This window comes from Streptomyces sp. NPDC043680, assembly GCF_056436685.1.
The window spans coordinates 110,711-121,699 of record NZ_JBWKCE010000020.1 but is presented as its reverse complement, the minus strand read 5'-3'; the positions used below and the strand labels follow the sequence as shown (position 1 = coordinate 121,699).

At 68.3% G+C, this 10,989-nt stretch carries 11 protein-coding genes; 7 read left to right on the top strand and 4 right to left on the bottom strand.

What is annotated here, in order from left to right; genetic code table 11:
* From AC0666_RS29105 to AC0666_RS29095, 3 genes are all read left to right on the top strand, one after another.
* Positions 1–594: hypothetical protein (locus AC0666_RS29105; RefSeq protein WP_478708652.1), on the top strand; the 594-nt coding region annotated here is incomplete at its 5' end.
* A 450-nt stretch (positions 595–1,044) separates the two neighbouring features.
* Positions 1,045–1,533, top strand: coding sequence for a hypothetical protein (locus tag AC0666_RS29100; protein WP_468969343.1), 489 nt, complete (start codon positions 1,045–1,047; stop codon positions 1,531–1,533).
* 277 nt (positions 1,534–1,810) lie between these two features.
* A complete protein-coding gene (locus AC0666_RS29095; RefSeq protein ID WP_478708651.1) occupies positions 1,811–3,025 on the top strand; it encodes a hypothetical protein in 1,215 nt (404 codons plus the stop codon).
* Between the two features lie 10 nt (positions 3,026–3,035).
* Here the strand turns inward: AC0666_RS29095 and AC0666_RS29090 are convergent, their stop codons facing one another.
* Positions 3,036–3,890 (bottom strand): YhjD/YihY/BrkB family envelope integrity protein, encoded by an 855-nt coding sequence (locus AC0666_RS29090; RefSeq protein WP_468969349.1) that lies wholly within the window; start codon positions 3,888–3,890, stop codon positions 3,036–3,038.
* A gap of 309 nt (positions 3,891–4,199) precedes the next feature.
* Here AC0666_RS29090 and AC0666_RS29085 point away from each other — a divergent pair, with 309 nt between their 5' ends.
* From AC0666_RS29085 to AC0666_RS29070, 4 genes are all read left to right on the top strand, one after another.
* Entirely contained in the window at positions 4,200–5,033 is an 834-nt protein-coding gene (locus AC0666_RS29085) for a class II glutamine amidotransferase (protein ID WP_468969352.1), read from the top strand.
* Between the two features lie 75 nt (positions 5,034–5,108).
* A complete protein-coding gene (locus AC0666_RS29080; RefSeq protein ID WP_478708650.1) occupies positions 5,109–5,528 on the top strand; it encodes an SHOCT domain-containing protein in 420 nt (139 codons plus the stop codon).
* 31 nt (positions 5,529–5,559) lie between these two features.
* Positions 5,560–7,422 carry a glycoside hydrolase family 15 protein gene (locus AC0666_RS29075; RefSeq protein ID WP_468969358.1) on the top strand — a complete coding sequence of 621 codons (1,863 nt, stop codon included), beginning with the start codon at positions 5,560–5,562 and terminating at the stop codon, positions 7,420–7,422.
* A gap of 151 nt (positions 7,423–7,573) precedes the next feature.
* Entirely contained in the window at positions 7,574–8,257 is a 684-nt protein-coding gene (locus tag AC0666_RS29070) for a GAP family protein (protein ID WP_478708649.1), read from the top strand.
* Between the two features lie 151 nt (positions 8,258–8,408).
* Here AC0666_RS29070 and AC0666_RS29065 read toward each other — a convergent pair whose 3' ends face one another.
* From AC0666_RS29065 to AC0666_RS29055, 3 genes are all read right to left on the bottom strand, one after another.
* Positions 8,409–8,627, bottom strand: coding sequence for a hypothetical protein (locus AC0666_RS29065; RefSeq protein WP_468969363.1), 219 nt, complete (start codon positions 8,625–8,627; stop codon positions 8,409–8,411).
* Positions 8,628–8,770: 143 nt separating this feature from the next.
* Complete coding sequence (locus tag AC0666_RS29060) at positions 8,771–9,865, bottom strand: carboxylate-amine ligase (protein WP_468969366.1); 1,095 nt, start codon at positions 9,863–9,865, stop codon at positions 8,771–8,773.
* 78 nt (positions 9,866–9,943) lie between these two features.
* Positions 9,944–10,744, bottom strand: a complete 801-nt coding sequence (locus AC0666_RS29055) for a hypothetical protein (protein ID WP_478708648.1) — start codon at positions 10,742–10,744, stop codon at positions 9,944–9,946.
* Positions 10,745–10,989: the final 245 nt, after the last annotated feature.

Genomic DNA, 10,989 nt, shown 5'->3' with positions numbered 1-10,989 from the left:
ACCGACGAGCACAAGAAGGAGAACAAGCAAGGCACCGACGAGCACAAGAAGGAGAACAAGCAAGGCACCGACGAGCACAAGAAGGAGAACAAGCAAGGTACCGACGAGCACAAGAAGGAGAACAAGCAAGGTACCGACGAGCACAAGAAGGAGAACAAGCAAGGCACCGACGAGCACAAGAAGGAGAACAAGCAAGGCACCGACGAGCACAAGAAGGAGAACAAGCAGGGCACTGACGAGCACAAGAAGGAGAACAAGCAGGGCACTGACGAGCACAAGAAGGAGAACAAGCAGGGCACCAGCGAGCCCAGCAAGGAGAACAAGCAGGGCACCAGCGAGTACAAGAAGGAGAACCGGCAGGGCACCAGCCAGAACAAGCACGAGGGCACCAACGAGAACACCAACAAGGGCACGGGCCAGGACAACCGCGAGGGCGTCAACCAGGACACGCAGAAGAACACGCACCAGGGCACGGACGACGGCACACCCACGGCCCCCAAGAAGGTCCCCGAGAAGGTCCCTCAGCCCGATACGGGTGAGCAGAAGGGCCACAACCAAGGTGACAACCAAGGTGACTACGGGCAGTCCGGATGATCCATGCCATCCGGTCGCCCGGGAACGGTGGTGACGCCGGGCGGCCGGACAGTGTGGACAGACGCTCGGCTGGGGAACCCCAGCCGGGCGTCTGCGTGGCCGCGTGGAAAGGCCCGGGGGCCAGGTCAGCAGGTGGTCAGCATCCGTCCCGATCATGCCCCGCCGTGGCTGACCTCGGTGACGGCAGTGCGCGAATGTCGGCGGCCTCCCGCCCTGCACCGGAGACTTAACTCTCGCCGCTGGTTTCACAGCATGGTCTTCGTGTACTGGTGGTAGGCCCGCACCTGGCCGCGATCGGTCCGGACCCCGGTTGTCCCGAGTGCCGGCCGCCAGAGACGTGGCGGCCGGCAGCGCCGCCCCGTGTGCTGCGCGTGGCGGCGAGGCCTTCGGCGGGTTCCACTGTGAAGGTGTAAGCGTGTGCCCGGCGCGTAGTAGCGGAGGACGGTCGACATGGCGGACAGCCATCAGGTGCTGCTGATCTCGTTCACTGATCGGGAGGCAAGCCGTGCGGCGTTCCAGGAGGCACTCACGCTGCCGGGGCTGCGTCAGGCATCGATCTTGGAGCGCTCCGCCGAGGGGCTGCTCGACGTACCGGAGACCCACGTGCAAGGGGCCGGCAGGAGGACGGCGGGCGGCGGTCTTGCCGGTGGGCTGATCGGTTTGCTGGGCGGACCGCTGGGTGTCCTGCTGGGCGCCGCCGCGGGCGCGGCCCTGGGTGGCGCTGTCGAGAACCAGGATCTGTTGGAGAACGGCGCGGGCCTGATCATGCTGAGCAGTCGCATTGACGAGGGCTCCGCGTTGCTCATCGTGGACGTGGACGAAGCCACGCAGGAGCCCGGAGACGAACTGGCCCGGCGCCACGGCGGGGTTCTGGAGCGCATGCCCGAGGATGAGTTCGCTGCTCAGGTGCGCGCTGCGGAACGGGCGGCAGAGGAATAGGGGTCTTCCGGATGGCGGACCGTATTCGACGGTAGGGCACGCCTGATCGCTGGTGGCTGGTCCGCGGGTACGTCCGCACACGTCACCACGTGTGCGCATTACACGTTGGGCTCAACCGAGCGTGCAGACCTGCGGCGCGACGTGTCCAATGACCGGGAAGCGGCCTTCGCCCCAGTCGCCCCCAGGGAGCCCCATGAGTTTGTCGTCTGAGCGACCCGGACCAGGTCGGACGGAGGCTTCGCGTCCCCGGAGGATCGTGACGGGCACCGTTTCGGCCGTGTTGATCACGCTCACGTGCATCCTCGTCCCGATCTCTCTGCTCACGGTCTGGGTGCACGACATCGTGCTGGACACCGACCGGTACGTGTCCACGGTCTCCCCGCTCGCCTCGAACCCGCACATCGAGGCCGCCGCCGTCCACCGGATCACCGAGGCGGCCGACGTACGGGTCGACGGTAGTCAGGTCACTGCGGACCTGGCGAAGTGGTTGGAGGCCCAGGGGCTGCCGCCCCGTGTCGGAACGGCGGTCAAGGCTCTGGGCCCGCAGCTGGACTCGGCCGCGGATGCGGCCGTCTCCAAGGTGGCCACCCGCTTCGTCGAGAGCGACCGGTTCGAGACCGTCTGGACCACCGCCAACCGCGCCGCCCACTCCGCCGTGGTGCACGCGATGACTGGTGAGGGCCGCGGCGCGGTGGGAGTCGAGGGCGGAACAGTCACCCTCGACGTCGGCGCCGCCGTGGAGAACGTCAAGCAGGACCTCGTGAAGGCCGGCCTCTCCCCGGCCGAGAAGATCCCCGAGGTCGACAAGCAGATGGTGCTCCTCCAGTCCGACAAACTGGCCAAGATCAGGGGCGCGGTGCACCTGCTGGACATCGTCGGCAACTGGCTACCCGTACTCACCGTGCTCCTCGGGGCGGCCGGTGTGCTGCTCGCCCGGCGTAGACGCCGGGCGCTGGTGACCACCATGCTGTGTGCGGCCGCCGCCTGCCTCCTCGTCGGCATCGGTCTGACCCTCGCACGCCGCTACTACCTCGACCACCTCCCGGAGCAGGTCCAGTCCCCGGCCGCGGCGTCGGCGGTCTTCGACACGCTCGTGCGGTTCCTGCGGGTCAGCATCCGGACCGCGATCGTCCTCGGGGTTGCCGTGGCGCTCGGCGCCTACTTGTCCGGCGCCGGCCGCCTGCCGCGCGGCGTACGCAGTGCGGCGGAGCGTGCGGCTGATTCCGCCGCGGGCTGGGGCGCCGCCCGCGGGGTGCGCGCCGGGCGGGTCGGCACCTGGGTGCAGGCCCACCGGCGCTGGCTCACCACCGGCGTTTTGCTCGTACTCGCGCTGGTGTTCGCGTTGTGGAACCACCCGACGGTGCTCACGGTCCTGCTGCTGGTGCTCATCCTGCTGGCAGTGCTCGCCGTACTCGCACTGCTGGCGGCCAGTGGCCGCCGCGGTGACGGGGTCGGCGCCGATACCGGGACCGGGCCCGTCGGGGACCGCTAGCCGCTCACGGTCACAGGTGCGCGGGTGCGGTGGGCGGCGTCTTCAGCCAGCGCGCCGGCAGGGCCTCGTGGGCCACCACGTACCCGACGGCGATGGCGAGCGTGATGACGATGAAGAACACGATGAGCCAGGACAGGAGGACGAAGACCGAGCCGAGGCTGCCGAACTGCTGCATGCTGCGCTCCACGGCATGGGGCATGTAGATCTTCGATCCCAGGGAAAGCAACTGCCCCCCGACGCCCGCCAGAACCGCTCCGGACAGCAGCGGCAGCCAGGGCACCCGGCCGCCGAGCAGCAAGTGCTGGGTCCACCACCACAGCAGGGTGCTGCTGACCGTCGCGACGAGGAATCCGACGGCCCGGCCGGCGCCGAAGGCGTTCTGTACCGGGCCTTGGAACAGCAGGGCGGCCAGCCAGACGACGATCCAGGCCAGCCACCGCCACGCGGCGAGCCGCGCCCTGGCCTTGGGCAGGTGCCATGAGCGCTCACAGGTTTTCTGCAGGGCGCGGCTGCAGGCGGTGGCCGACAGCAGGGTCACCAGGACTCCCACCCCGCTGGTGCTTGCCACGGCCATGGGGTCGGTGGCGGAGTACACATCCCGCACCTGGTCCAGCGCGGCGTCCTGGAGCCCCAGTGTCGCGCGGATGGAGGAGACCAGCTCCTCCTGGAGCCACTCGGGTGCGACGGCGGCGATGACGAAGATGGCCGGCAGCGCACCGAGGAAGGCCTGGGCGGCCAGCCGGGTCGCACAGTCCAGGACCCGTACGGTCGCGAGCTGCTCCAGGAGCCTGCCCAGCAGCGGGGTGTGCTTGCGCATCCAGCCGGGGACGGCGAGCCGACGCGGACTGGCCTCCGGTTCGGGCACGGAGAGACTCCTCGGGGGACAAACTGCGACGGCGGCGACCGCCCTTCCCGAGAACAATGACGGAATGCCTTGTATCCGGCATTTCGCCACTCTGTCTCATGCCGCCGCGATTGCTCGGATCGATGGTCGCCCGGTTCTCCCCCGCGTGGCACTCCTCCGGGAGGGAGCCGAGAATGAGATTGCCGGATGAGATCCACACGACGTTGCCCGCAGCACGGCGGGCGAGCTCGTTGCAAACAGCGCAATTCCGGGGGCGAGTGGGAAGGCGATGTGGCTCTCGCAACGCTGTAGGGACGCAGGTGATCACGCATGTGCCGATGGCTCGCGTATTCGGGAACGCCCATGCTGCTCGACACCATCCTGTACAAACCGGCCCACTCGCTGATCGACCAGAGCCTGCACTCCAAGCTCGGTGTCGAGACGACGAACGGCGACGGGTTCGGTGTCGGCTGGTACACGGAGGGCAACGACACTCCGGCGCTTCTCAGAGACGTCGGTCCCGCCTGGAACAACCGCAACCTGCGGGAGATGGCTGACCATGTCAGCTCCCCGCTGTTCTTCGCCCACATCCGGGCGTCGACCGGGACCGCGGTGCAGCAGTCGAACTGCCACCCGTTCCGGCACGGCCGTTGGATGTTCATGCACAACGGTGCGATCGCCGGTTTTCACCTCATGCGCCGGGACCTCACCCTGCTCGTCGATCCCGCTCTGTACGCCGACATCGAAGGAACGACGGACTCCGAGGTGATGTTCTACCTGGCCCTCACCTTCGGCCTGGACCGGGACCCGCCGGCCGCCGTGGCCCGGATGGCGGGAGTGGTGGAGCGCGCCGGCCGCGAGCACGGAGTGGAGTTCCCGCTCCAGATGACGCTCGCGATCACCGACGGCGAACGCGTCTGGGCCTTCCGCTACTCCAGCGGGCACGCTTCCCGCTCCCTGTTCTACAGCAGCAAGGTGGACGCGCTGCGCAGGCTGCACCCCGATGTGGCGTTCCTCCAGGAAGTATCCGATGAGACCCGTCTCATCGTGTCCGAACCCCTCGGCGACCTGCCCGGCGCCTGGAACGAGGTACCGGAAAGCAGCTACGGCGTCGTACAACCCGGCGCTGACGAGCTGTACCCGTTCACCCCAGCGCCTGCATGAACGCGACCACTCGTCCTCTCGGACGCAAACTGTTTTCAGGGCCCGCCGGGCCCGCCAACCAACAGGAGACCGGCCATGCAGAACTCGCTGCTCAACCTGGCAGAGGACTACGACTTCCCTCTGCTGAACATGTTCTGGACCATGATGCTGTGCTTCCTCTGGGTGCTCTGGTTCATGCTGCTCTTCCGCGTCATCGGCGACATCTTCCGTGACGACGAGCTGAACGGCTGGGGCAAAGCAGGATGGACCATCTTCGTCATTGTGCTGCCCTACCTGGGCGTCCTCGTCTATCTGATCGCCCGAGGACGCGGGATGGGCGAACGCGAGCTGAGGCGGGCCCACCAGCAGGAGCAGGCCTTCCGCTCCTATGTGCGCGAGAGTGCCGGGACCGTCAACGCCGGCGAGGAACTGTCGCGGCTCGCCGAGCTCAAGAGCCGCGGCGACATCACGGCAGCCGAGTACGAGCAGGCCAAGGCCAAAGTCCTCAGTTCCTGAGAGCGGCAGCCTCATCCCTCGTGGAGGGCCGATGCGCCCCTACCCGCCGATTGCCGAGCACGGTCTGATCGGGGACCTGCAGACCTGTGCCCTCGTCTCGTCCGAGGGTGTACTCAATTGGTTCTGCTCCCCCCGCTTCGACTCGCCCAGCATCTTCGCCGGCCTGCTCGACGACAGCCGAGGCGGCTACTTCGCCATCACCGCCGACGCACTGCCCGTCTCCGACGACGAACCGCCGAGCAACGCCGAGGTCGTCACCCGCCAGCTGTACTTGGCCGACACCGCTGTCCTCATCACCCGTTTCCTCACCCCCGAAGGCGTCGGCGAGGTCATCGACTTCATGCCCGTGCGCGATCCACATACCGTCACCGACCGACACCAAGTGGTGCGGGTCATGCGCGGTGTACGCGGGACCGCGCGCTTCAGCCTGGAGTGCCGCCCGCGCTTCGACTACGGCCGGGCACCGCACGACCTGAGGTTCGACGGTGCCACCGCCCGCTTCGACGGACCCGGTATCACCGCGCACCTGCAAGCGTTGGGGCCTGTTGCCCTGGAGGCCGACGGGCTGGACGTGCGGGCGACCGTGGCCTTGGCCGAAGGGGAACGCGCGGCCGTCCTGCTGACAGTCTGTGACGCGGGCAGCGCAGCCCCGTCGGCGGTGAACGTGGGTGACATGGTGGAGGAGTTCAACGCCGTGCGGGACTTCTGGCACGGCTGGATCGCACACTGCACCTACCGCGGCCGCTGGCAGCAGATGGTCAACCGCTCCGCGATCACCATCAAGCTGATGACGTACGCACCGACCGGCGCACCGATCGCAGCCGCCACCATGGGCCTGCCCGAGCAGGAGGGCGGCGAACGCAACTGGGACTACCGCTACACCTGGGTCCGCGACGCCTCCCTCTCGGTCCGCGCCATGCGCGGCCTCGGCTTCACCGACGAGGCCAACGCCTTCCGCAGCTGGCTCCTCCAGCGACTCAGGGACGGCGGCGCCCCCAACGGCGAACCCCTGCAGATCATGTACCGCGTCGACGGAGACCCGTACCTGACCGAGGAGGTCCTCGACCACCTGGAGGGCTGGCGGGGCTCCGTACCGGTGCGATCGGGCAACGGCGCCGCGGACCAACTGCAGATGGACATCTACGGCGAGGCCGTCTACGCCCTCGCCCAGGCCGGCCAGGTCGGCGAGGTGGTGGGCTTCGACGACTGGCTGCGCTGCGCCGCCCTGCTGGACTGGCTGTGCGAGAACTGGGACCGCCCCGACGAGGGAATCTGGGAAACCCGTGGTGGGCAGAAGGATTTCACCTACAGCCGCCTCATGTGCTGGGTCGCCCTCGACCGGGGCATCCGCCAGGCCGTCGCCACCGCCCGCCCAGCCGACCTGACCGGCTGGACCGCTGCACGGGATGCCATCCTCCAGCAGGTCATGACCCTCGGCTGGAGCGAGGAGCGCCATGCGTTCGTCCAGGAGTACGACAACACCGTCCTGGATGCATCCCTGCTGCTCATGCCCCTGGTCGGCTTCATCACCCCCAGGGATCCGCGCTGGCTGTCCACCCTCGACGCCATGGACGGCGAACTCGTCTCCGACAGCCTCGTCCACCGCTACGACCCGCAGGCGTCCCCCGACGGGCTGGAGGGCTCCGAGGGCACCTTCTCGCTGTGCACCTTCCTGTACGTCTACGCCCTCGCCAGGGCCGGCCGTCTCCATCAGGCCCGCTACGCCTTCGACAAGATGCTCACCTATGCCAATCACGTCGGGCTCTTCGCCGAAGAGGTCGGCCTCACCGGAGAACAGCTCGGCAACTTCCCCCAGGCCTTCACCCACCTCGCCCTCATCACCGCGGCACTCGCTCTCGACACCGAACTCGACCAGGCCGCAAGCGTCGCCTAGCACGTGCTCTCCAAGGGAAAGATTCTTTTGCGCTCCGGACCAGGGCAGGGTCACGATGGTCGAATGAGCCTCACTTCTGTGAGAGCGACACCGGCCACGGCCCGGACCACCCTGCCGTCCGGGAAGAAGCACGGGTGCGGGGTGCGCCGCCATGGTGCTTGACCTGCTCCTCATCGGCCTGGCAGTCACGCTGTTCCCGCTGCCCATCATGGCCTTCGTCCTGGTGGTGTCCGCATCCCACGGGGTGCGCAGGGGCCTGGCGTTCATCCTCGCCTGGCTGGCGTGCCTCGTGGCCGTGATGGCCATCGTGCTCCTCGTCACCGACGGGCAGCCACCCCCGCCCCGCTCTCCGCCGTCCGTCGCGGCACTCGTGGCCACGCTGGTCATCGGTGTCGCCCTGGTGGTGTACAGCGGGCACAGGCGGCGCCGGAGCCGCCGTACGGCCACAGCTCCGGAGTCCTCCGCACAGGAGGGGGCCGCGGCTACCGGGCCATCCGAAACATCCCGGATGGACGACGTCACCGGATGGTCCGCGGCAGCCCTCGCCGTGCTGCTCCAGCCCTGGGGTATGGTCAGCGCCGCTGCCGCCACCGTCATCCAGGCCGACCTCTCCCACGGCGAGTCCTTTCTGGCCCTCACGGCCTTCTGCCTCCTGGCCACCTCCACCCTGCTGGCCATGGAGCTGTACATGGTGTTCGCCCCCGAGAAGGCCCAACTCGCCCTGCTGAGCCTGCGCGCATGGCTGGAACGCCACAAGGACCCGGCGATCGTGTTCATCTGCCTCCTCCTGGGACTGTGGCTCGTCGGCAGAAGCCTCTACCAACTCACCGGCTGATACCCCAGCACCGTGCGCTGTCGCCATGGTGTAAAGGTGCGGAGCCTTGCGGCGGATGCTGCAATGAGAAATTCAGGCTCGTTGCATTTCAGCGAACCGCACACGAAAACGCACCCTGGTGCGGCTCCGGACGGGTGAAGCCGGCACGGCATCACGGCCGCGTCCGGCCGCCGGTCTCCGCCGGCAGTCCGAGCGCACACACGGCGCGCTCCTCGTCGGGGAGCAGCCCAAGCATGTCGAGCAGCACCTCGCACTCCGCGGGGCTCTCGGCATGAGTGGCCACCGCGCGGCGAGCCGCTGCACGGTCGGCCGGAGCAGACGTGGACGCGGACAGCGCAGCCGGATCGTCGCACGCGAACGGATCTTTCATGAGGTGATGCGACCACGCCCATGACGTGACGGCATTCTGCCTTGCTCCACTCGCCACGGCGGCAAACGGTAAGGCGGAATCCAGCCGGGCGGCTTTGCGGCTCTGACGGACCTCTTCAGCCCCCCTCAACCCCGGCCGGTGAGTCAGACCGTGGTGGCTCCTGCGGTGATCAGGGCCGCGACCGCCGGTAGGCCAGCCTCGGCCAGAGCCCGGCGCTGGCGGTCGGCCGACGTGCCTTGCTGAAGGAGCCGATGAACGAGCGAGCTCACTTCGCGGTAGTCACCGCTCTCTTCGAGGGCGGGTCCGATGTGACGCAGGAGCGCGCACAGCACGTCCCCGCTGCTCCGCAGCCGGCCTTCCGGGCCCACCAGCGTGCTGCTCAGCCCGTGCCGGGCCGCATGCCAGGTCGCCGCTTGCAGGAGCTCCGGTCGGCATGGCGCCGGGGCGACGCCTGCCTTCTCCTCAGCGATCGCGGTGGCGGCGAGCCCGCGGACGACACCGGCGAGCATCACCGCGTCGTCCGCCTCCAGCTGCACGTCACAGCAGCGCAGCTCAATGGTCGGGTACCGCTCCGAGAGCCGGGCCTGCCAGTACAGTTGACCCCGATCGGGGATCACTCCCGATTCCAGCAGTCCATCGACCCGCGCCTCGTAGTCCGCGACCCCCGCGAAATGCGGTGGCGGGCCGCTCACCGGCCAGCGGCCGAAGATGATCGTGCGCCAGCTGGCGAAGCCGGTGTCCCGTCCGTCCCACAGGGGCCCGTTCGCGGACATCGCCAGCAGGGTCGGAAGCCAGACGCGCAGCCGGTTCAGGACAGCCACTCCGGTCTCCCGGTCGGGAATCCCGACATGGACGTGCATCCCGCAGATCAGCTGCTCATCGACCAGCAAGCGGGCCTCTTCCCGCATCTTCAGATACCTCGCCGTGCTGGTGACGGGTACGGGTGAGACGTCCCTGACCGGCGCGGTGGCAGAGATCGCGATGCGGCAGCCGTTCGCCTGGGCGGCAGAGGCGACCGCGTGACGCAGCCGTAGGAGATGACCCCCTACTTCTTCCAGGGCCGTGCACACGGGGGTGGCGACTTCGATCTGCGCCTGGAGCAGTTCGTCCTGGACCTCTCGCTCGTCAGCGATCGGTGTCAGGCGGGCCGTGGCACGCACCTCGTGCACGAGCGGAGTGGGAAGGAGCGTTTCTGGGTCGACCAGCAAGTACTCTTCCTCGACCCCAACAGTGATCATGCTGGGTGGCTACCCCGAACCCACCGTGATCACCCAGGTGAAGGACCATTTCGGCGCAATGGCCGCGCGCCACTGTGCTCAGGGGCAGCTTGAATCCGGGTCGTCGTGAACGAGCGCGCAGATCATCTGCTCGCCGCGCCGGTGGTCTGGATAGGTGGCGAGCAGTTCGGCCTTGAAGTCGTTCCACTGGCGGGTGATCTCGGCGGTGGCTCCGGAAACGGCGCGGCTGAAGTTGTCGCCGGTTTTCGAGCGGCGGGATACGGCGGTGTCCTTGTTCAGGCCGCGGTCGTGAGGGATACGGCCGGCGCAGTCGTCGGCCTTGACGCCGGTGGAATCGAAGTCGGAGTAGCAGCCGGTCGTGAGGTCCATGGGTATGCGGGTGCGTGCGTCCCGGGTCCAGTCGGTGTCCTTCATGGTGCTGTAGCGGCGGATGTCGAGGAAGGGGGCGACATCGGTACGTGCCAGTCCGGGAGGGTCGGAGAGGCCGACCGGACCGGGGGCGGTCCGGTCGGACCAGTTCGAGTGCGAGTAGAAGTCCTGGATCTGGTGCCAGCCGCGGCCGAGTTGTTCCAGAACGTCGCACTTGGCACGGTCGGGAGTCTCTTTCCACGTGCAGTGGGAGGACAGGTCGCTTTGGTCGGCCCGGACCTTGCCGTCTACGTCGACGAGGCCGTCGGCCGCCCGGATCGCGTTCCGGAAGCGGGCGACGGAGGTACGGATGCAGGCGAGGAGCTCGGTGGTGGCCTCGTCCCGGCTGCGGGGATAGTGCTGGGCGTAGCGGGGGGCGAGGTAGTCGGCGTTGTCGCAGTGCAGCGGGCCGATGAGGAAGTATCCGCCGTGGTCATTGGCATTGATCGCCCCGTCGCGGGCATCAGCCATCTCATGCAGCGTGGCCGGCTCCCAGGGCAGGGCCGCCCGTGTGATGTCCTCGTGGTTGCCACCGGTGAATGCAAGCGCAGGGCCAGAGGGCACGGCGGCCAGGGTGATCACAAAGACAGCCACAGCGGTCGTTCGCGCCAGGCTGGGCAGCGGGCGGTATGACACGCGGCGCTCCGGTCGTACGAGTGGTGGGGGAGCCGAGGCTTCTCGGCGCCCCGGCAGTAGCTGCGCTTCCGCGGAGAGGG

Coding starts and splice junctions, on each gene's coding strand:
- AC0666_RS29075 (WP_468969358.1), top strand. CDS start 5,560: ATGCGCCCCTACCCGCCGATTGCCGAGCACGGTCTGATCGGGGACCTG.
- AC0666_RS29100 (WP_468969343.1), top strand. CDS start 1,045: ATGGCGGACAGCCATCAGGTGCTGCTGATCTCGTTCACTGATCGGGAG.
- AC0666_RS29085 (WP_468969352.1), top strand. CDS start 4,200: ATGTGCCGATGGCTCGCGTATTCGGGAACGCCCATGCTGCTCGACACC.
- AC0666_RS29080 (WP_478708650.1), top strand. CDS start 5,109: ATGCAGAACTCGCTGCTCAACCTGGCAGAGGACTACGACTTCCCTCTG.
- AC0666_RS29055 (WP_478708648.1), bottom strand. CDS start 10,744: ATGGCTGATGCCCGCGACGGGGCGATCAATGCCAATGACCACGGCGGA.
- AC0666_RS29060 (WP_468969366.1), bottom strand. CDS start 9,865: ATGATCACTGTTGGGGTCGAGGAAGAGTACTTGCTGGTCGACCCAGAA.
- AC0666_RS29070 (WP_478708649.1), top strand. CDS start 7,574: ATGGTGCTTGACCTGCTCCTCATCGGCCTGGCAGTCACGCTGTTCCCG.
- AC0666_RS29065 (WP_468969363.1), bottom strand. CDS start 8,627: ATGAAAGATCCGTTCGCGTGCGACGATCCGGCTGCGCTGTCCGCGTCC.